The sequence below is a fragment of the Falsihalocynthiibacter sp. SS001 genome (assembly GCF_042445055.1).
Taxonomy (GTDB): Bacteria; Pseudomonadota; Alphaproteobacteria; order Rhodobacterales; family Rhodobacteraceae; genus Falsihalocynthiibacter.
On record NZ_CP170339.1, the window covers coordinates 1,223,669 to 1,245,181 of the forward strand.

Here is a 21,513-nt window from a genome sequence, read left to right on the forward strand (position 1 = left end):
GGCAAATATGACACAAGATCAGGCAAACGCGCCGCTTCTGGATGCACGTGGCGTGTCAAAACGATATGGCGCGGTCGTCGCGTTAAAGGATGCGTCTCTAACTATTAAGCGTGGCGAGATCGTCGCATTGATGGGGGCGAATGGCGCGGGGAAATCGACGTTCGTCAAAATCCTGACGGGTGCGATCAAGAACGACGAAGGCCATATCCGCATTCGCGGTGTTGATCACATCGTCGGCTCGCCCGCCGAGGCGCGGCGCTCTGGGCTTGTACCCGTATATCAAGAACCTTCGCTCATTCCCGATTTGTCCGTCGCGGATAACTTACGACTTGGTGATACGCCGGTTGAGCCGTTCCTGCATTGGGTAAGCGAGTTGGGCATCGAAGGTCTGCACCTCGAGGATATGATCGGCGATCTACCCCTTGCGACATTACGAATACTGGATCTGGCGCGCGCATTGGCGAGTGAGCCAGATGTGCTGTTGCTGGATGAGATGACAGCGGCGCTCCCAACTGATTTGGTTGAGCGTGTTTTGAAAACCGTCCGTGCACAGGCTGACGCGGGGCAGTCGGTTATTTATATCTCTCACCGTTTTTCGGAAATTGCCGAAATCTGTGATCGCGCGACGGTCCTGCGCGATGGGGTGACCGTTGCCGACCTTCCGATTGAAGAAGGCGTTGAAGAACGCGTTGTTGAATTGATGCTAGGGGCCGCGCTCGATAGCAGTCCGACGCACATCACGACCCGCGCGAAAACGACTGATGCGATACCGCGCGTGAGGGTTGAGAACCTGGCCGCAGGGACGAAGCTCGCTGATGTGTCGCTTGATTTACACAAGGGCGAGGTGCTTGGCGTTGTCGCGCTTGAGGGGCAAGGACAGGACGAATTATTCGAGGTGCTCGCAGGTATGAAAAAGCCAAGCGGCGGTACGATCGAGTTGAATGGGACGCCGCACACTTTCAACCACCCCGCTGATGCCATCGCTGCAGGACTAACCTTTGTGCCGGGCGATCGCGCAGATGGGCTTTTGATGCAGCGATCGGTTCATGAAAATATCGCAGTCCCGTTGTTGGCCAGACCACGCAAGTGGGGCGCCATCCGGATGCGCGAAGAGGCGCGGCGCGTTAAACAAGCGATTGATCGCCTTCAGATCGACACGCGCGCGCAGGGTGAGGTCCGCCGCCTTTCTGGTGGGAACCAACAAAAGGTAACCATTGGTCGCTGGATTGCATCGGGCGTTGATGTGTTGCTGTTGTTTGACCCAACGCGTGGGATTGATGTGCGCACCAAGCGACAGATTTATTTGCTGGTCCGTGAATTGGCCGAGCAGGGGGCATCGGTGCTTTTTTATACTTCAGAACTATCCGAGATTCCCGCGGCTTGCGACCGCGCGGTTGTGATTTTTAATGGAAGAGTTGTGGACGTGATTGACGCAGCGGATGCAGATGAACAAACGCTCTTGCGGGCGGCATATGGGCTTACCGAAAAGCAGGAGGAGCCAGCATGAGCCGTCTGATAAACAAAAACGGCTGGACGCTTGGTCTGCTTGGAATACTGGCGCTGCTGTTTGTATTTACCCGCATTATTCAGCCGGAATTTGGCGTCGGAGGTCTTGATTCACTCTCTCGCGCGACACTGCCCTTTGCCTTTGCAACAGTTGCGATGGCCGTTGTGGTGATTGCGGGGGGCATTGATCTCTCGGTTGCATCCATGATGGCGGTTGCCGGAGTAACAGCCGCGGTTTTGATGGACGGAGCGAGCGATGGAATGACCGTGTTCGCGGTCGTGGCTGTCCTTGTCATCGGCGTCTTGATGGGAGCAATAAACGGCGCACTTATCGTGATGACGCGGGTGCCGGATATCGTGGTGACGCTGGCGATGCTCTATGTCTGGGAAGGTGTGGCGCTGCTTATCCTCAAAGCTCCCGGAGGAAGCGCAACGCCGTGGCTTCGGGAATTGATCATCGGGCCATTTATTTTTCCTTGGTTGCCGAAATCATTGGTTTTTCTGACGGTTTGCGTCGCGGTGATCTGGATTCCCCTCAAGCGATCAAAGCTCGGCCTCTCGATCTATGCCATCGGAAGCGACGAGTTGGCCGCCTATCGCTCTGGTGTGGCCGTTGGGCGAACACGGATTATTGCCTATGCGGTCTGTGGGCTTTTTGCGGCGCTGGGCGGATTGACCCTGACCATGAGTACGGGCAACGGCGAGCCGATCCCCGGTCCATACCTGATGGCGAGTGTTGCGGCCGTTGTTCTAGGCGGCGTCGTCCTTGGCGGTGGGCGCGGCGCGCTTCTGGGGCCGATTATCGCGGTGTTTATCCTTCGCCTTGTGCGGATGGATCTGACGCTAATGTCGGTCGATCCGAATGTAACAACAATCGTCGAAGGTTCGATCATGGTGGTTGTGGTGATGATTGGCGGGGTACTTGCGATGAGGAGTAAACGAACATGACGACGGCAACGCAAACTTCGCCCGCCAAACGCATTGCACGGTTTATGGGTGACTACCCGATTGTGCCGCTGGTGATCTTGCTCGCGCTCTTGATCGGTGTGCTTGAATTCATGCGCCCCGGCATTGTGAACGAACGTTGGCTGGGAAATACGATCAAGTTCGCCATTCCTCTGGCCATGCTAGCGGCCTGTCAGACGTTAACGATGCTAACGGGCGGGATTGATCTCTCGGCAGCCGTTGCGGCCACGATCAGCGCATTTGTTATGGCTACCCAAGTACCCATTGTCGGGGTGCCGGTGGCAATATGTATTGGCCTAATGCCTGCAATCGCGATCGGCCTTGTGAACGGGTTTGGCGTTGCGGTTTGTCGGGTGCATCCGCTTATCATGACCCTTGGAACCGGATTGATCGGGACAGGCTGCCTTCAGGTGTACCAGCGGTTCGTTATCGCGACGGGCTCTGTGGTTCCTGAAAGTCTTTCATGGCTGGGAACGGGGCGCACTTGGGGTCTTCCTAACTCGTTGCTTTTGTTCGTACCGTTTGCTGTTCTGATTATTTGGGCGCAGCGCCGTATGGGTTTTGGCCGATTGCTATACGCTGTTGGCTCGAACGAGACCGCATCAAGCATCTCTGGCGTGCGAACATGGCAGGTTTACTTGGCGCTCTATGCTCTGTCGGGGCTTATCGCGGGGATTACGGGATTGCTCTACGTGGGGCTTATCAAGGCGCCGTCGTTGTCGCTTGTAAATCCGCTTCTCCTACCATCGGTCGCTGCGGCTGTCATTGGCGGGACGTCGATATTTGGCGGGCGAGGCGGGTATTCCGGAACCATCGTTGGAGCACTCATCCTTACGGTACTGGGCACTCTTCTGACGCTATTGCAGATGCCAGAAGGAGCGCGCCGCATCCTATTCGGTTTGATCATTTTGGCCGTGACAACAATTTATATTCGCCTGACCGATCAAAACTAGGCGCATCGAAAGATATTAGAGGAGGCAGAACATGGCAAAGTGGAAGGTCGTCGGAATCAGTTTTGACCATATGCATATGGGGGATTTATTGCGCTGTGTTGACGAACAGCCCGATGCAGAGATCGCTGGGATATATGATCCTGACCCTGCGAGAATGGCCGATGCAATCGCTATGTTCGACATTCCAGAAGATCGCGTATTTACCGATCTGGATGCTTGTATGACGGCGACCAAGCCTGATCTGGCGATCCTATGCGCGGCGACGGCTGACCATGCGGATTACACCGAGCGGCTGGCCAAGCACGGCGTCAATATTTTGGTCGAGAAGCCATTTGCCGTATCGATTGATGATGCCCGCTGTATGCTCTCCGCGATGGAGGGCACGGGCAAAACAATGGCCATCAACTGGCCCCTCGCTTGGGTCGAGAGTCACGTCACAGCGAAACGACTAATTGACGAAGGCACCATCGGCGATTTGTTGGAGGTACATTTCTACGACGGCAATCGCGGCCCGCTTTATCACCTTGCGGACAAAGTTGAGGTGTCGCCCGAAGAAGTGGAGCGTCAAAAGCCGAACTCATGGTGGTACAAGAAAGCCTCTGGCGGTGGGAGCTTGTTGGACTATCTGGGCTACGGTGCGACGCTGGGAACGTGGTACAAGAACGGCGAAGCCCCCCTTGAAGTGACCTCTGTGACAGATGAAGCAGAAGGCATCGAGGTGGATCAGCACTCAATCACCGTCTGTCGCTACGCGCGCGGGCTATCAAAGATGGAGACGCGTTGGGGCACGTTCACCGACCCTTGGATGACCCAACCCCAGCCAACTTGCGGATTTACCTTTGTCGGCACGGACGGCACAATTGCCAGCCCTGATTATGCAACGCATATCACCGTTCAAACGCGCGAGAACCCAACAGCCACGCCAGTCGCCGTTGACCCGCTTCCTTATGGGCGGCGCAATGCGATTGAGTATATTCTGAACTGTATCGAAACGGGCGAGCATATTACTGGCCCCCTCGATCCCGAGGTGTCGCTCTTGGGGCAGCGAATTGTAGACACGGCCTTTAAGTCGGCACAAGAAAAACGCACCCTGAGCCTTCTGCCATGAGTGATGCACCAGACAGCGATACCTATGCGCTGAAATCCCAAGCGGTGAAGGAAGTTCCCGCTCCGGAGGTTCCGTATCAGCCGCCGATGCCCCAAGCCTATCGACCTCGGATCGGTGTGATTGGTGCGGGTGGCATCGTGGCGGCACATCTGGATGAATATCGCGCGGCAGGTTGGGATGTGGTGGCGATCTGTAATCGCACCCTTTCCAAAGCAGAGGCCAAAGCGGCCGAGTTCTACCCCAATGCGAAAACCATGTCTGACCCCATGGAACTCTTGCAGGATCCGTCGATTGATGTGGTGGATATCACTCCGCACCCTGTGGACCGCACGCCGCTTATGTGGGAGGCGCTAAAGGCTGGGAAACACGTTCTTTCGCAGAAACCCTTTGTTCTCGATCTGGATGAGGGGGAGCGCCTAGCGGACTTTGCAGACGCCAATAACCTAAAACTCGCCGTGAACCAGAATGGCCGCTGGGCGCCACATCTTGCATGGATGCGAGAAGCCGTGCGCGCTGGGCATATCGGAGAGGTATTGAGTTGCCACGCAAGCCTGCATTGGGATCACGGATGGATCGCGGGCACGCCTTTTGAGAAGATCGAAGACCTGATCCTCTATGATTTCGGAATTCACTGGTTTGATTTCGTCGCGAGCGTCACTGGCGAACGCGCGGAAACGGTCTTTGCATCCGCCACAAAAGCGGTAGGACAATCCGCAAAGGTTCCGCTTTTGGCGCAGGTGCAAATCGCGCTAGAGGGTGGGCAGGCATCGTTGGTCTTTGACGGCGGAACGCCTTTCGGCCCGCGTGATACAACCTATATCGCAGGTACCAAGGGTAGCATTTGCAGCGACGGTCCCGACCTTGGCGTGCAAGCGCTTACCTTGACCACAGCTCAGGGGCGCGCCCACCCGAAGCTGAACGGTACGTGGTTCAACGATGGTTTTAGGGGAGCGATGGGCGCTTTGCTCGTGGCAATCGAAGAGAATCAAGAACCCGCAAACGGTGCGCGGGAAAATCTGAAGAGCCTCGCAATGGCGTTCGCGGCGATTGAATCCCGCAGAACGGGGAAGTCCGTTGAAATCGGAAGCGTTCGGAGGATTGAGATTTGATACGTGTATTGATCGTAGGCGTGGGGAACATGGGGCAAAGCCATGCGCTCGCACATCACAAAAGCGAAACTTCGGAAATCATCGGTATCGTGAATCGCACAGGGCGCCTGCTTGCGGGTGGGTTGGATAAATACCCGCGCTTCGAAACCTTCGAAGAGGGGCTCGCGCAAAACCCTGATTTGGTTGTGATTGCGACCCATTCCGATAGCCATGCGGAGTTTGCAATTCGTTCGATGGAACTGGGCGCAGATGTGTTTGTCGAGAAGCCTCTGGCGCCCACCATCCAAGAGGCCGAATCCGTTGTGGCAGCGGCGCGCGCAACGAGGCGCAAGCTTGTGGTTGGGTATATCCTTCGGCATCACCCGTCGTGGATGCGATTGATTGAGGAAGCGCGCGCACTTGGCGGGCCATATGTGTTTCGTATGAACCTGAATCAGCAATCCACGGGCGCGGAATGGGAGGTTCACAAACAGCTCATGCAGTCGACTTCGCCGCTGGTGGATTGTGGTGTGCACTATGTCGATGTGATGTGCCAGATCGCGCAATCTAAGCCCATAAGCGTAAATGGCATCGGACTGCGCCTCTCTGACGAAATACCCGATGGGATGTATAATTACGGCCAGCTTCAAGTGACTTTTGAGGATGGTTCGGTGGGCTGGTACGAGGCAGGCTGGGGGCCGATGATGTCCGAAACGGCGGTATTCGTAAAAGACGTCATTAGCCCGCATGGTTCGGTTTCGATCACAGATGCAGATCGTGGCGCATCGGCTGAAATCGAAGGGCACACGAAGGTTGGCGGTATCCTTGTGCATCGGCTTGACGGGGACCATTTCATCACGCTGCCTGACGAGCCAGACCATCAGGCGCTCTGTGATGCGGAGCAGGCATACGTCTTGCGCGTCATTCGCGAAGGTATCGACCTAGACGCCCATATGAGCGACGCGCTTGAATCGCTTCGTATTTGTATCGCCGCAGATGAAAGTATTCGCAAAGGTGTGCCTGTTTCGCTCATTTAGGTCGCGAGGATAGCCATAAACGCCCGAATTGAGCGCACCTCGCTTCGTTGTTTCAGACAGATCAGCGACTCGCTCATACTCAGGTTCGTGTCGGCAATCGCGATTTTGGCGAGGCGTACGTCATAGCCGAATTCCGCTTCGGAAACAAAGCCGATACCTGCGCCCGCAGCGACGACTTCTTGCACTGCCTCGCGGCCTTCTACTTCGACTGCGGGGCTTAGATTGACGCCCATTCGCACCGCTTCGTCCTCTAGCTTCTGGCGGGTTTTGGACCCTTTCTCGCGGAATATTAGGGGATACCGTGCGATCTCTTCTAGTGTCAGTTTCTCGGGAAATTCAGGGAAGAACTTCTTGGCGGCAAAGGCAATGATCGGCGCTTGCCCAAGTCCCCTGACCTCCATGTCGGGGCCGGGGTTGGGGCTTCCGACGACGCCGATTTCAGCGTCATAGTTTCTTAGAGCTTCGATGATCTCGGCGCTATTTCCTGTTCGTACGCTTATAAAAACCTTGGGGTAGCGCTTGCGATAGGCCTCTAGCCGACTGGTAAGGTGAAAGGCGCTGTCGGCGATAATTCTAAGCGTTCCTTCCATCGCGGCGCGGTTCTCGGAGAGAACATCCGTGATCTGGTTCTCAACTTCAAAGAGTTGCTTGGTGCAGATCAGTAACCTTTCGCCAACTGGCGTTAACGAAACGCGCTTTTTGTTTCGATTGAACAGAAGCACATCGTAATCACTCTCAAGCTTGCGGACCTGCTCTGAAATCGCAGGTTGTGTGAGCGAGAGTGCCTCCGCAGCGCGGGAAAACCCACCTTCGACGGCAACGTGGTGAAAGGCGCGGATTTGGCTGTATCTCATGTTTATCCCTGATGTTTTGTCGGTTTTCTGTATATAAGCGCAGCTTTTTAACTCATTGCAATTAACAATTTTTCATATGGTCGGATTAAGCCTAGAAACAGTTAAACGATCGAACAGCGGAGTCCCCTGCGATGACTTTACCTGCGAAAATAAATCCACCGAAATTGGGCGAGCCTTATCTTCTTACGCCCGGTCCGTTGACGACATCCTACGAAACCAAACAAGCAATGCTAAGGGATTGGGGCAGTTGGGATGATGATTTCCGCGCCATGACACGAAGCTTGCGAAGCCAGTTGCTCAAGCTGATTGGAGCGGGCGCCGAGGAATATGATTGCGTGCCGATCCAAGGGTCTGGCTCTTATTGTGTTGAGGCGATGCTGGGATCATTTGTGCCGCGAGATGGCAAGGTTCTGGTGCTTGCCAATGGTGCCTACGGGCTTCGGGCTGCGCAAACCATGGAGTATCTGGGGCGGGCGTATACGTTGCTTGATAAGGGTGATTACCTGCCTCCGCGTGGCGAAGAAGTAGCAGCAATCCTCGTGGATGATACTGCAATATCGCACGTTCTGATTATCCACTGCGAAACGAGTTCCGGCATTCTGAACCCCGTGGATGAGATCGCCGATGCGGTACATGCAGCAGGGCGCAAAGTCTTGATCGACAGCATGTCGGCATTTGGAGCTATCCCGCTTGAGGTTCAGAAAAGCAAATATACCGCGATGGTATCCTCGGCGAATAAATGTATCGAGGGCGTACCCGGTTTTGGCTTTGTGATTGCTCGCAAGGATGAAATCGAAGCGGCCAAAGGCAACAGTCACTCGCTCTCGCTTGATGTTCATGCGCAATGGGCGACGATGGAAAAGACCGGCCAGTGGCGTTTTACTCCGCCGACACATGTGGTTGCCGCATTTCTTGAAGCGCTCAAGGCACATGCGCAAGAGGGTGGCGTCGAAGGACGCGGCGCGCGCTATATCCGAAATCGAGATGTAATGGTCGAAGGAATGCGCGACTTGGGCTTTGAAACCCTTCTCGCCAATCGTTGGCTAAGCCCAATTATCGTGACGTTCTTCTGCCCTGCGGATGAGGCATTCGCATTCGATGAATTCTATAACCAAATGCGCGAACGAGGATTTATTATCTATCCGGGCAAGCTGACGGTCGTGGATAGCTTCCGCATCGGATGCATCGGGCAAATGGACGAACATGTTATGCGTCAGGTCGTAGAGGCCGCGCGCGATGCTTTGGCTGTTATGGGGGTGCGCTCTGCGGCCCCACCTGCCAAAGCTCTTGAAGAACGTAAAAAACTAGCTGCCTAATTTTAAGGACCAACCTATGCCAATTTCATCCCCGGTCGTCGCAAATGATCGTGTTTACCCCGCTCCGAAAACCTGTGCTATTGCGATCTGCCTTGATGGATGCGAACCAGAATATCTGGAGAAGGCTATCGCCGACGGGTTGATGCCAACACTTAAGCGGATGCGCGAAACGGGGACCGACCGCTTGGCACATTCGGTCATTCCATCGTTCACGAACCCGAACAACCTTTCTATCGCGACGGGCCGCCCGCCGAGTGTGCACGGGATTTGCGGCAACTACCTTTATGAGCCGGAGACAGGCGAAGAAGTCATGATGAACGACGTGCGTTTCTTGCGCGCGCCGACGGTTTTTAGCAAGTTCTACGAAGCAGGCGCGCGGGTTGCTGTTGTCACCGCTAAGGACAAGTTGCGCGCACTTTTGGGGGCAGGGCTGAAGTTTGACGAAGATCGGGCCAAGTGTTTTTCCGCTGAAAAATCAGATAGTTCCACTCAAACTGAACATGGACAGGAAGCCGCGAGCAAATGGCTGGGGATGGCGCAGCCAGAGGTATACTCTGCGGACCTTTCCGAGTTTGTGTTCGCTGCTGGTGTGAAGCTTCTGAAGGAGTGGAAACCGGATGTTATGTATCTGACCACAACGGATTATGTTCAGCACAAATATGCCCCAGATGATGCAGAGGCGAAATCGTTCTATGAGATGTTCGATAAGTACCTAACTGAACTGGATGCGATGGGGGCCGCGATTGTCGTAACCGCCGACCACGGAATGAAGCCAAAGCATGATGCGAATGGTGATCCTTCGGTCATCTATGTACAGGATTTGCTTGATGAATGGCTGGGCGAGGGCGCAGCGCGAGTGATCCTGCCGATCACTGATCCATATGTTGTTCACCACGGAGCATTGGGCGGATTTGGTACCGCATACCTGCCGGAAGGCGCGGACCATAAGGGTGTGATCGCGCGCCTTGCCAAACGTCCCGAGATCCTTGAGGTGATGGATAAAGCAGAGGCCGTTGAGCGGTTTGAACTTCCGGCGGATCGCATCGGGGATATTGTGATGATATCGACCGAAAACATGACGATCGGCACCTCCGAGCACCGCCATGACCTTGCCGCCCTCAACGAGCCATTGCGCAGCCATGGTGGCCTGACAGAACAAGAAGTGCCCTTCATCGTGAACCGTGTGATTGACCTGCCCAGCCAGCCGACATTGCGGAACTTTGATGCGTTCTTCTATGCGACCACCGCCGCAGGGCTTTAACGGAAGGGGAGCCCAATGACTGATTTCGAAATCAGACACGAAGGGATGCGCATCGGTGGCGAGAAAGTCTTCACTGATGACGTTATCGAAGTGAAGTATCCCTATACCGAAGAAGTCGTTGGGACCGTTCCAGCAGGCACCGCAGAACATGCAAAACGCGCGTTTCAAGTTGCTGCTGATTATAAGGCTAAGCTAAGCCGCTATGAACGAAGCCAGATACTTCAGCGTGTCGGTGAGTTGATCGGTGAGCGCCGTGAATACTTGGCAAAATGGCTGACGCTTGAGTTGGGCATTTGCTATCAGCACGCGATTTACGAAACCAAGCGCGCTCAGGATGTTTATCAATTTGCATCGCACCAAGCGTTAATCGACGATAGCGAGGTTTTCTCTTGTGATCTGACGCACAACGGCAAAGAACGCAAAATCTACACTATGCGCGAACCTGTCCGCGCCATCAGTGCAATCACGCCGTTTAACCATCCGCTCAACATGGTGAGCCACAAAATCGCACCATCAATTGCGACCAATAACTGTATGGTTGTTAAACCGACCGAGCTTACCCCCCTTACGGCCATTGCGCTTGCAGATATCATTTATGAAGCGGGTTTGCCGCCAGAGATGCTGCAAATCGTGACGGGCCTTCCTAAAGATATTGGCGAAGAGATGATGATCAATGAGAATATTGATATCATTACGTTTACCGGTGGTGTGCCAGTTGGGAAGTTGATTGCCTCTAAGGCAGGATACAAACGTCAGGCGCTTGAACTTGGCGGGAATGATCCGCTGATCGTGTGTAACGACCTTAGCCAAGCTGACCTTGAAAAAGCCGCGACAATTGCCGTTGCCGGAGCTACGGGAAATTCAGGGCAGCGGTGCACTGCAATCAAACGGATTTTGGTTCAGGAGTCGATTGCGGATCAATTTGTGCCATTGGTTCTAGAGAAGGCGAAAGCGCTGAAATTCGGCGATCCGATGGACCCCGAAACGGAACTGGGCTGTGTGATCCATGCGCAGGCCGCCGAAATTTTCGAGAACCGCGTGCTTGCCGCCGAGAAGGAAGGCGCCAAGATCCTTTATCATCCGCCTCGTCAGGGAGCGCTCCTGCCGCCGATTGTGGTGGATTATGTTCCCCACAACAGCGAGTTGGTGATGGAAGAGACCTTTGGTCCCGTCATCCCGATTGTGCGCGTTCCCGACAACGACAAGGAGGTGATGCGCATCTCCAACGGGACGCAGTTTGGCCTCTCGTCTGGCGTTTGTACCAATGATCTGAACCGCGCGATTGCATACATCAACGGGCTGGATGTCGGGACTTGTAACATCTGGGAGCAGCCAGGTTATCGGATCGAAACCTCGCCGTTTGGAGGGATTAAGGACAGCGGAAACGCCGTAAAAGAGGGCGTCACCGAAGCGATGAAGTTCTTTACCAATGTTAAAACCTATTCGTTACCATGGCCAAGCTAATCCACGGTTTCTGAACATGAGCAAGGCTGTGTAGGCCTTGCTTTCTCAATTGAAGGCAGTCCATGACAAAACACATCCACACCGAAGGCGAAGCCAACACGTCCAAAGCGCGTCAGGACTGGTCCGCAAGAGAAACCGACCCCAATGCTCAATCGTTGCTAGACCGAGACGCCGCAGCCTTTCTACATCAGAGCTTGTCGAGCCCTTGCGTTTCCACCATTGCCGAGGCCAAGGGAATTTGGATCAAAGATGTTGCCGGGCGGCGCTATATGGATTTCCACGGGAACTCGGTGCATCACATCGGGTATGGTCATCCCCGCCTGATTGCTGCGATTAAGGATCAGCTTGATACATTACCGTTCTCGCCACGCCGTTTTACGAATGACGTTTCAGTCCAGCTTGCCGAGCGTCTGGCGGATATCGCGCCCGGGAATTTGGGAAAGGTCCTATTCACAACGGGCGGTTCAGACGCAAACGAAGTCGCATTACGACTGGCGCGGGCGGCGACGGGGCGGTTCAAGACGCTCAGTTTCTGGGACGCATTCCACGGAGCGGGATTTGGCGCCGCGTCTGTTGGGGGCGAGGCAACATTCAGAAGCCACATAGCAGGACCACTCCTTCCAGGGGCCGAGCACGTCGCGCCGTTTCACTGCTATCATTGTGCATATGGACACGCAGGCCCCGAGAATTGCGGGTTGGCCTGCGCCAAGATGGTTGATTACGTTCTTGGTCGTGAGGGCGATGTTGCCGCAGTGATTGCAGAGCCTATGCGCGCGGTGCCTGTTGTGCCACCTGCGGGCTACTGGAAAGCTGTGCAGGAGGCCTGCCATCGCCACGGCGCGTTGTTGATTATGGACGAGATTCCCACGGGCCTTGGCAAAACGGGTCAGATGTTTGCTTTTGAGCATGACGGGATAGTCCCCGATATTGTGACGCTTGGCAAAGCCTTGGGCGGAGGGGTGCTTCCCATAGCATCGGTTATTGCGCGGCAGGACCTAGACGTTGCTGGCGACTTTGCGATTGGCCACTACACTCATGAGAAAAATCCCGTCACTGCGCGGGCTGCGCTTACGACGCTTGAGATTATCGAGGACGAAAATCTTGTGGAGCGCGCCGCCGAGCTTGGCAAAATGGCGATTGAACGGCTAGAAAACACCCTCGAATCCTCACCAATCGTTGGTGATATTCGCGGGCGCGGGGTGATGTTTGGCATCGAGATCGTTTCAGATCGGCAGGGCCGCACGCCCGCTCCGCAAATCGCCGAGAAAATCTACTATGCATGTTTGGCCGAGGGGCTGAGCTTTAAGATAAGCGCGGGAAATGTTCTGACTCTCTCGCCACCCATGACGATATCAAAAGAAGACCTAGTGACCGCACTTTCCATCGTTGAGCGATCCATTCTGGATCACTCTGCATGAGCGCGGGCATATTTGCGGTCGTCCTCTTTGCTGCATTCATGCACGCATTGTGGAACGCAATCGTAAAGGGTGCAGGCGACAAAACCATCATGCTTGGGCTGGTAGCACTTGGTCACGTAGTTCCCGGAATAATTATGGTGATGATTTCACCGTCACCCGTGGCGGCGGCGATCCCATATATCATTGCCTCTACCGTTATTCATTGGGCTTACTACCTGCTCTTGAACCTTGCGTATCGCGCGGGGGATTTTAGCATTATCTATCCGATCGCACGTGGCTTGGCGCCCATTATGATCGCGCTCGGTGCGCAGATCTGGGTGGGCGAGGCGCTGTCGTTCGGGGTCTGGTGTGGGATATTGGCGGTATCTGGTGGCATCATGCTCTTGACGTTTTCCACCAATCGGGCGGCTACGCCGCTTTCTGGCGTGCTTGCTGCCGTTGGCGTTGCGATTATCATCGCGATGTATTCGATCGTGGACGGTATCGGAGTGCGACTATCCACCAGCACCGTGGGCTATATCGGCTGGCTCTTCATCGCAGAGATTATCGTCGCTCTGTATATCTTCGCGACCAGATGGGAGCGCTTATTACAGCTTTCGCCGCGCACGATGATGACGGGGATTTCGGGCGGATTGGTATCGGCCACGGCCTATGGTCTGGTTTTGTTTGCCAAGACGCAGGCGCCCTTGGGAATTGTGTCGGCGCTGCGGGAAACATCGGTGATTTTTGCGGCCATGATTGGTGTGTTCTGGTTCTCGGAGGGGCCGCGCGCGCAGCGGATCGTTGCGGCGGTTGTCGTTGCTCTTGGGATTGCAACCATCACTGCTGCGGATATGATCTAGAACCTACACTTGAGGGAGCGTTGAAATAAAAGAGTATTTTGAATGGCAATAATAATGTTCCTAATCCAGCTGGCCGGCGCGACGATGCTGCTGCTCTTTGCTGTGCGTATGGTGCGCACGGGGATTGAGCGTGCGTTCGGCCCGTCGTTCCAACGCGTCATTACTCAGCAACGCAGCCGAGTAGGGGCGGCGACAGCGGGGCTGATGCTTGCGGTGATCTTGCAGAGTTCCGCGGCTGTTGCGTTGCTTGTGGCTGGTTTTTCGGCATCTGGCGCATTGTCGTTCGGCGCTGGGCTGTCTGTGGTACTGGGCGCGGATCTTGGGTCTGCTTTGCTCATTCAAGTGTTTTCATTCAACCTTGATTGGCTCGTGCCTGTTCTGCTGGCCGTCGGTGGTGGGCTTTACGTGAAGGCAGAGCGTCGCAAGCTGCGTCAGGCAGGGCGGATCATTCTGGGCATCGCGTTTATTCTCATCTCGCTACGTTTCCTGCGCGAAACTATGGACCCGATCCGCGATAGCGCGTTTTTGCCTGCAATCGCGGATTACCTAGTTTCGGACTATGTTACGGCATTTGTGGTCGGGGCGTTTCTGGCGTTCATAATGCATTCAAGCGTCGCCGTGATATTGATGTGTGTGACGCTTGTTTCTGTCGGCGCAATCCCCGTGAGTGCGGGTGTCTCGCTCGTGCTGGGGGCCAATCTGGGGAGTGCCATAATCCCCGTCTGGCTTTCCCGTGGCATGACACCAGTTGCGCGGCGCGTTCCTTTGGCAAATCTACTCTTGCGCGGAAGCGGTGCCATTCTGGTACTTTTCGCAATTCAGCGGTTTGATTTGATACCGTTTATCGGATCGGAGCTTTCCTCGCAGACGTTGATTAACACCCATCTGCTGTTCAACGCGCTTCTGCTGACTGCGCTGCTGTTTTGTCACCGCCTAGAAGCGCCGATGAAGCGTCTGCTTCCTGAGGAAGTGATCTATTTTGAGGAAGAGTCGCCGATTTACCGCTCTGCGTTGGAGGAAAGCGACGTAGATAAGCCCCACCTTGCGATTGCGAACCTCAAGCGGGAGGTGCTGCGCATGTCCCAGCTTGTCGAGACGATGATTAAACCCGTGATGGAGCTGTATTCCGACTATTCTCCGGAACGCGCGGCGGCGGTGCGGGCGCAGGATCATCACGTGAATACGGCGTTGGATGATATTCGGCGGTATGCCGCAGATATTCGCAACACATCATTATCCAAGACCGACTCTAAGCGCGTGCGCGAGTTGACTGAATATGCCATTGCGGTTGAAACGGCGGGCGATATCGTCGCCAAGCGGTTAATTCCGCTGACCAAGGAAAAGTCGGAAAAAGGCATTAAGTTCTCGAAAAACGGCTATGCTGAAATTTGCGAGATGCATGAACGTCTGTGTTCCAATTTGCTTCTGGCGTCAAACCTGCTGGTTTCTGATGATCTGGAGAGTGCGCGGCTTTTGCTTGAGGAAAAGCAGGAAATGGCGCGGCTTGAGCGCAAGAGCCGCAAACGCCACCTCAAGCGCCTGAGTGATGGTGTTCAGATTAGTTTTGACTCAAGCGATATCCACCTCGAAACCGTCGGCGCGCTGCGCGATTTCAACAGCCACATTGCGTCCGCGGCATATCCGATTCTTGAGCGTGGTGGGCAGCTTCTTGAAACACGATTGATTGAGCAGGACTATGGCGACGTCGATATCAGGCAGCGCTAGCCAGAGTTTCCCCAAGTTGCGATAAGCATGGGAGAGACGCGCGGAATGAGTCGAAAGGGGATTGAACATGCTAATGTCGGAACGCCATGCCATCATTCTGAAGGAGCTTGAGCAGCATCCGACGATCTCGATCCGTACGCTAACCACATCCCTCGGTGTGTCGCGCGAAACGATCCGCAAGGATATCGAATTACTCGCTCAGGAAAATAAGCTAAAACAAGTGCGCGGTGGTGCTACACAAGTTCGCACGCGCGAATTCCCAATGGCGCGTCGCTCTCAGCTTAATATGAACGGCAAGGACCGCATCGCTTCGTGTATCGCGGATCAAATCCCCAACGGTATATCGCTTATCTTGGATAACGGTTCTTCCGTGCTTGCCGTTGCTCGGGCGCTTTCAGGCCATCAGGACCTTATCGTTTATACAAACGACTTGCGTGTGGCTGAGGTCATTGCACCAGCAACGCGTGAGTTGACGGTTCTTGGAGGAAGAGTGGACCCCGCCGAGATGGCCGTTTTCGGGATTGAAGCTCTCGAACACCTGAACCGTTATCGCGCGGATTTCGCCATCGTTAGTGCGGGCGGCCTTAGCAGTGATGCGTTCCTGACCGATTTTAATCGTGAGGCATCCGGCCTGCGCCACCAGATGCTTTGTAATGCTCAGACGGGGTTTGTCCTTGCAGACAGCAGCAAGTTTGAGGCGGTTGGGCATGTCTTATTTCCCCCTGTGCCAAAGGGAACGCGCATCGTGACAGACGAGGAGCCATCCGCCGCGATAAGGCGGTGTGTTTCGCAGAATGGGGTCGAACTTTTAATCGCTCATGAGTGATTAAAATTATTTGCAAGGAAATGCAAAATAATGCAAAGTTTTGCCAAGTATTTTCATTCTTGGAGAAACTATGTCGACTTCAAAACTCCCCGACCGCGCGCAATATGTCATTATCGGAGGCGGCATTGTTGGCTGCTCGGTGGCATATCATCTGACGAAATTGGGCTGCTCTGATGTGGTTGTGCTCGAACAGGGGCAGCTAAGCTGTGGAACTACGTGGCACGCCGCTGGGCTTGTCGGGCAACTCAGAAGCCAACCGGCAATGACGAACCTTATTCGTTATTCGACACAACTATATTCAGAGCTTGAGGCGGAAACAGGTCTGGCGACCGGATGGATGCAGTGCGGATCCGTAACCGTTGCGCGCACAGACGATAGGATGACGATGCTTCTGCGGACCGCCGCCGCAGCCCGTGCACAGGGCGTAGAGGTTGAAGTTCTAAACGCACAGCAGGCCAAAGAGAAGTGGCCCGTGATGCAGGTCGATGACATCAAGGGTGGTCTGTGGATGCCCGGTGATGGCAAGGCTAACCCGACCGACCTTACGCAATCCTTGGCCAAAGGCGCACGGATGGGCGGCGCCAAGGTCATCGAAGGCATAAAGGTAACGGATATCACAAGCGATTGCGGCCGCGTCACGGGCGTGCAGACCGATCATGGCTATATCGAAGCCGAGGTTGTTGTGAACTGCGCGGGTCAGTGGGCGCGCAAGCTTGGATTGATGTGCGGTGTGAATGTCCCGCTTCATTCTGCCGAACATATGTACATCGTGACCGAACAGATCGAAGGTGTACGCCCGGATTTGCCCGTCCTGCGCGACCCTGATGGTTATATCTATTTCAAAGAAGAAACGGGCGGTTTGGTCATGGGGGGCTTTGAACCAGAGGCCAAACCTTGGGGGATGAACGGCATTCCCGACAAGTTTGAATTCTCACTGCTGCCAGATGATTGGGAGCAATTTGAAATCTTGTTGGAGAACGCTTTGATCCGCGTGCCAGAGTTAGGCGAAGTCGGCGTGCGCAAATTCTATAACGGCCCAGAGAGCTTTACGCCCGATAACAACTATCTTCTCGGAGAAGCTCCTGAACTCAAGAACTTCTTTGTCGGTGCTGGTTTTAACTCGATGGGTATCGCGAGTGCTGGCGGCGCTGGACGTGCTCTGGCGGAATGGATTGTTCAGGGCGAGCCCACATCCGATTTGTTTGCAGTCGATATTCGGCGATTTGCTGGGTTTAACAACAATCCGACGTGGCTTCATGATCGCGTAAAAGAGACGCTTGGCCTTCACTATGCGATGCCTTGGCCAAATCGGGAGCTGGATACCGCGCGCCCGTTCCGGCGCTCGCCGCTCTATGATCGCCTTGCCGCAAAGAACGCGGTGTTCGGGTCCAAAATGGGGTGGGAGCGCGCGAACTGGTTTGCGCTCGATGGTCAGAAACCAGAAACAGTTTATAGCTTTGCACGTCAGAATTGGCATGACGCAGTCGCACGCGAACACAAAGCTGTGCGCGAGGGCGTGGCGATATTTGATCAAAGCTCGTTCGCTAAGTTGCTCGTGCAGGGGCGGGATGCGTGCGCGGAGCTAAACCGTATCTGCGCGGCAAATATAGACGTTGACGTCGGCACAACCGTTTACACGGGATTGTTGGATGCGCGCGGAGGATACGAGAGCGACCTTACCGTGCTGCGCCTTAAGCGGGATGAGTTCCTATTGATTACGGGGTCCGCGCAGGCGGTCAGGGACGCTGATTGGCTTCGCAAAAACTTTGCCGAGGATGCGCATGTGTTCCTGACCGATGTGACCTCGGCGTGGTCGGTGCTTGCGGTCATGGGGCCGAAATCACGCGATGTTTTGCGCAAGGTTACCAAGTGCGATCTGACGAACGAAGCCTTCCCGTTCGGCACAGTTCAGGAGATTGACCTTGGATATTCCACCGTTTGGGCGAACCGCATGACTTATGTTGGAGAGTTAGGTTGGGAGCTTATTGTTCCCGTTGAATTCGCGGTTGGGGCTTATGAGGATTTGATGGAGGCAGGGCAGGAATTCGGCATCACGGACGCGGGATACTATGCCCTAGATGGTTTACGGCTTGAGAAGGGTTTTCGCGCTTGGGGTCGCGAGCTCACCCCAGATATTACGCCCATACAGGCGGGTTTGAGCTTTGCTGTCGATTTTAAGAAACCCTGTGGTTTCATCGGTAAAGATGCGTTGTTAGCGGCGAAGGATGATCCCGATCACCTAAAGACACGGATTATTCAACTGGTTCTGGATGACTCTGATGCGCAGCTTTGGAGTGGCGAGGCAGTTTTGTGCAATGGCGCCGAAGTCGGCGAGGTGCGTTCGGCTGGATACGGGCACACTTTGGGCGCTGCGGTGGCGCTTGCGGAAATTCATGCTGAGGTTCCTGTTAACGCTCAATATCTTCGCGAAGGTGTATTCGAGGTCGATCTTGCGGGTAAACGAGTTCCCGCAAAAGCCTATCTTCGCACTCCATATGATCCAAAGAGCGAAAGAGTGCGCCAATAGCGTAGTTGCAATCGCGTAGTAATTTAAGGCTATGGCGCCCAAGAATTGGGCAAACACTCCCGCGCCGCGCGGTAGCCGCCACAGATGTTTCCCGCGCGGCGGTTGTTGAATTGCTTTGGTAGCGGTGCGGTTTCTGTGCACTATGATCGCGCATATGTGCGTTTTCCTCTCGTGTTCTTAGGTCTTTGGCAATTTTATCCAATTCCCTAGAGAGGTTATGCACAGGATGTTTTGTGCGGATCGGAGGGGAGGGTCGCAAAGTCGTATAGGGTGAGCCTATTAATCGGTAAGAATTATCGATTTGGCTTGTTGCTCACCTATGCCCCAACATTCTCGCAATCAATAAGCGGCGAAAACGCCCGATAAACCAACAAGGAGATACCAAATGAAATTTCTTCAAAGAGCACTTTCTACAGTCGCGGTTGTCGCGCTGACGGGAACTGTGGCTGCGGCGGAAACGGAGCTTACGGTTTACACCGCCGTAGAGGCCGAAGACCTCGCTCGTTACGCCGAGACGTTTAACGCAAGCTATCCAGACATCAAGATCAACTGGGTACGCGATTCTACGGGCGTTATCACCGCAAAGCTACTGGCCGAGCGCGATAATCCGCAGGCCGATGCAATCTGGGGCCTCGCTGCGACATCATTGTTGTTACTGAAATCCGAAGGGATGCTAGAGCCATATGCACCTGCTGGTGTCGAAGAACTCGATCCGAAGTTCGTTGATAAAGACACTCCACCGGCGTGGGTTGGTATGGACGCTTGGGTTGCTTCGATCTGTTACAACACAGTTGAGGCCGAGAAGCTTGGCCTGACGCCACCAACTTCGTGGCAAGACCTTACAGACGCCCAATATGAGGGGCACGTGATCATGCCAAACCCTGCGTCCTCAGGGACTGGGTTCCTTGATGTTTCTAGCTGGCTTCAACTCTTTGGTGAAGAAGGCGGATGGGAATATATGGATGCGCTTCATAATAACATCGCGCGCTATACGCACTCTGGTTCGGCACCTTGTAAGCTTGCCGCTTCTGGCGAAATTCCGATTGGCGTTTCGTTTGCATTCCGTGGTGCAAAATCCAAAGCAGACGGCGCACCGCTTGAGATTATCGTACCTTCCGAAGGTGTAGGCTGGGACATGGAAGCCACCGCGATTGTTGCGGGCACCGCTAACCTAGAAGCAGCGCAAAAGCTCGTTGACTTCACCGTCACCAAAGAAGCCAACGAAATGTACAACACAGGCTATGCGGTTGTGGCCTATCCGGGCATTGCCAAGCCAGTTGAGCATTTCCCAGAGGGCTTGTTGGATGCGATGATCGAAAATGATTTCGAGTTCGCCGCGAACAACCGTGCCGCGATCCTTGAAGAATGGCAGAGCCGCTACGACGGCAAATCCGAACCAAAGTAGATTTGTTCAAGTAAGGGGGCGGAGCATAACTTCGCCCTCTTTTTCCAAATACTGAAATTGCGACTATCGGCCCGTTGCGGGTGCGATTCCGATCCAAAAGGACTTGCTTGTGCTCATGGTTACAAACGGTACAGATCCGTATCTCAAAATTGAAAATCTGTGGAAAGCGTTTGGCACATTTCTCGCGCTGAAAGATATTTCATTGGACATTCAGGACGGCGAGTTCGTTTGTTTTCTAGGTCCGTCCGGATGCGGCAAGACCACGCTCTTGCGGGCGATTGCGGGATTGGATTTGCAAAGTAAGGGTGCCGTTTCGCAAGGGGGCGTTGATGTGTCCAATCTGCCGCCATCCCAGCGTGATTATGGTATTGTGTTTCAATCCTATGCGCTGTTTCCGAACTTAACGATCGAGAAGAACATTGCTTACGGGCTTGAAAATACCGGACATAGTAAATCGGAAATCAATGCGCGTGTGAGCGAGTTACTTGAGCTTGTAGGGCTATCTGAACAGCGCAAGAAATACCCCGCTCAACTTTCTGGCGGGCAACAGCAACGTATCGCATTGGCACGAGCCATCGCAACCAATCCGGGCTTGCTGCTGCTGGATGAGCCGCTATCAGCCCTTGATGCGAAGGTTCGTGTGCATTTGCGTCATGAAATCAAAGAATTACAGCGCAAACTTGGCGTGACCACGGTGATGGTGACCCACGACCAAGAAGAAGCGCTTGCGATGGCTGACCGTATCGTCGTTATGAATAATGGCACGATCGAACAAGTCGGCACCCCGACCGAGATCTATCGCGACCCTGCCAACCTTTTTGTGGCGGATTTCATCGGAGAGATGAACCAGATACCCGCCATTGCGGGTAAGTCTGGAACGCTTTGTTTTGATGCAGAGCCTCTTAAGTGCGCGCCGCATAGCTTTACAGAAGGGCAAGAGGTTATCGCGGCCATTCGCCCCGAGGACGTAATTCCTCACGGCGAGGAGGGCACATCCGAGAACGAAGAAAACTCAATGACCGTCCGCGTGGAAGAGATGGAGTTTCTTGGCTCGTTCTGGCGCTGTCGTTTGCAGCACCCCCAGTTCGGCGGCAATGAGTTGATCGCTGACTTCTCGATTAACGCGGTGCGCCGTCTTGATCTGAGGGCGGGTATGGACACCAAGATCGAGTTGCCCAGCGGTCGGCTCTTGGCCTTTGATAAGCCGGAGGTTTGAT

17 protein-coding genes are annotated in these 21,513 nt (G+C 54.5%); 16 read left to right on the forward strand and 1 reads right to left on the reverse strand.

The window, feature by feature from the left end:
- Positions 1 to 7: 7 nt before the first annotated feature.
- Genes ACFE33_RS05995 through ACFE33_RS06020 form a run of 6 tightly spaced genes read left to right on the forward strand, consistent with a single transcriptional unit; the run spans position 8 to position 6,658 of the window.
- Positions 8 to 1,507, forward strand: coding sequence for a sugar ABC transporter ATP-binding protein (locus ACFE33_RS05995; RefSeq protein WP_380058075.1), 1,500 nt, complete (start codon positions 8 to 10; stop codon positions 1,505 to 1,507).
- A complete protein-coding gene (locus ACFE33_RS06000; protein WP_380058077.1) occupies positions 1,504 to 2,454 on the forward strand; it encodes an ABC transporter permease in 951 nt (316 codons plus the stop codon). The genes ACFE33_RS05995 and ACFE33_RS06000 overlap by 4 nt, the downstream gene beginning before the upstream one ends.
- Complete coding sequence (locus ACFE33_RS06005; RefSeq protein WP_380058079.1) at positions 2,451 to 3,425, forward strand: ABC transporter permease; 975 nt, start codon at positions 2,451 to 2,453, stop codon at positions 3,423 to 3,425. The genes ACFE33_RS06000 and ACFE33_RS06005 overlap by 4 nt, the downstream gene beginning before the upstream one ends.
- A 31-nt stretch (positions 3,426 to 3,456) precedes the next feature.
- Complete coding sequence (locus ACFE33_RS06010) at positions 3,457 to 4,533, forward strand: Gfo/Idh/MocA family protein (RefSeq protein ID WP_380058081.1); 1,077 nt, start codon at positions 3,457 to 3,459, stop codon at positions 4,531 to 4,533.
- Positions 4,530 to 5,642, forward strand: coding sequence for a Gfo/Idh/MocA family protein (locus ACFE33_RS06015; protein WP_380058082.1), 1,113 nt, complete (start codon positions 4,530 to 4,532; stop codon positions 5,640 to 5,642). The genes ACFE33_RS06010 and ACFE33_RS06015 overlap by 4 nt, the downstream gene beginning before the upstream one ends.
- Positions 5,639 to 6,658 carry a Gfo/Idh/MocA family protein gene (locus tag ACFE33_RS06020; protein WP_380058084.1) on the forward strand — a complete coding sequence of 340 codons (1,020 nt, stop codon included), beginning with the start codon at positions 5,639 to 5,641 and terminating at the stop codon, positions 6,656 to 6,658. The genes ACFE33_RS06015 and ACFE33_RS06020 overlap by 4 nt, the downstream gene beginning before the upstream one ends.
- Here ACFE33_RS06020 and ACFE33_RS06025 read toward each other — a convergent pair.
- Positions 6,655 to 7,512: a LysR substrate-binding domain-containing protein gene (locus ACFE33_RS06025; RefSeq protein ID WP_380058086.1), complete on the reverse strand. Its 858-nt coding sequence runs from the start codon at positions 7,510 to 7,512 to the stop codon at positions 6,655 to 6,657. The two genes, ACFE33_RS06020 and ACFE33_RS06025, sit on opposite strands and share 4 nt — an antisense overlap.
- 131 nt (positions 7,513 to 7,643) lie before the next feature.
- On the opposite strand from ACFE33_RS06025, the gene ACFE33_RS06030 reads away from it, so the two are divergent.
- The 10 genes from ACFE33_RS06030 (at position 7,644) to ACFE33_RS06075 (ending at position 21,512) form a co-directional block, all read left to right on the forward strand.
- Positions 7,644 to 8,828, forward strand: a complete 1,185-nt coding sequence (locus ACFE33_RS06030; RefSeq protein WP_380058088.1) for a 2-aminoethylphosphonate--pyruvate transaminase — start codon at positions 7,644 to 7,646, stop codon at positions 8,826 to 8,828.
- A 16-nt stretch (positions 8,829 to 8,844) separates the two neighbouring features.
- A complete protein-coding gene (gene phnA / locus ACFE33_RS06035) occupies positions 8,845 to 10,089 on the forward strand; it encodes a phosphonoacetate hydrolase (protein WP_380058089.1) in 1,245 nt (414 codons plus the stop codon).
- Between the two features lie 15 nt (positions 10,090 to 10,104).
- The gene (gene phnY, locus ACFE33_RS06040) at positions 10,105 to 11,553 is read left to right on the forward strand and encodes a phosphonoacetaldehyde dehydrogenase (RefSeq protein WP_380058091.1); all 1,449 of its coding nucleotides are present in this window, start codon (positions 10,105 to 10,107) and stop codon (positions 11,551 to 11,553) included.
- 62 nt (positions 11,554 to 11,615) lie between these two features.
- A complete protein-coding gene (locus ACFE33_RS06045) occupies positions 11,616 to 12,971 on the forward strand; it encodes an aspartate aminotransferase family protein (protein WP_380058093.1) in 1,356 nt (451 codons plus the stop codon).
- Positions 12,968 to 13,813 carry an EamA family transporter gene (locus ACFE33_RS06050; RefSeq protein ID WP_380058095.1) on the forward strand — a complete coding sequence of 282 codons (846 nt, stop codon included), beginning with the start codon at positions 12,968 to 12,970 and terminating at the stop codon, positions 13,811 to 13,813. Before ACFE33_RS06045 ends, ACFE33_RS06050 begins: the two co-directional genes overlap by 4 nt.
- Positions 13,814 to 13,855: 42 nt before the next feature.
- Positions 13,856 to 15,538: a Na/Pi cotransporter family protein gene (locus ACFE33_RS06055; RefSeq protein WP_380058097.1), complete on the forward strand. Its 1,683-nt coding sequence runs from the start codon at positions 13,856 to 13,858 to the stop codon at positions 15,536 to 15,538.
- Positions 15,539 to 15,605: 67 nt separating this feature from the next.
- The gene (locus ACFE33_RS06060) at positions 15,606 to 16,364 is read left to right on the forward strand and encodes a DeoR/GlpR family DNA-binding transcription regulator (protein WP_380058098.1); all 759 of its coding nucleotides are present in this window, start codon (positions 15,606 to 15,608) and stop codon (positions 16,362 to 16,364) included.
- 70 nt (positions 16,365 to 16,434) lie between these two features.
- Positions 16,435 to 18,891, forward strand: a complete 2,457-nt coding sequence (locus ACFE33_RS06065) for an FAD-dependent oxidoreductase (RefSeq protein WP_380058100.1) — start codon at positions 16,435 to 16,437, stop codon at positions 18,889 to 18,891.
- A gap of 385 nt (positions 18,892 to 19,276) precedes the next feature.
- Complete coding sequence (locus ACFE33_RS06070; protein ID WP_380058102.1) at positions 19,277 to 20,296, forward strand: putative 2-aminoethylphosphonate ABC transporter substrate-binding protein; 1,020 nt, start codon at positions 19,277 to 19,279, stop codon at positions 20,294 to 20,296.
- A gap of 115 nt (positions 20,297 to 20,411) precedes the next feature.
- Complete coding sequence (locus ACFE33_RS06075; protein ID WP_380058663.1) at positions 20,412 to 21,512, forward strand: putative 2-aminoethylphosphonate ABC transporter ATP-binding protein; 1,101 nt, start codon at positions 20,412 to 20,414, stop codon at positions 21,510 to 21,512.
- Position 21,513: the final 1 nt, after the last annotated feature.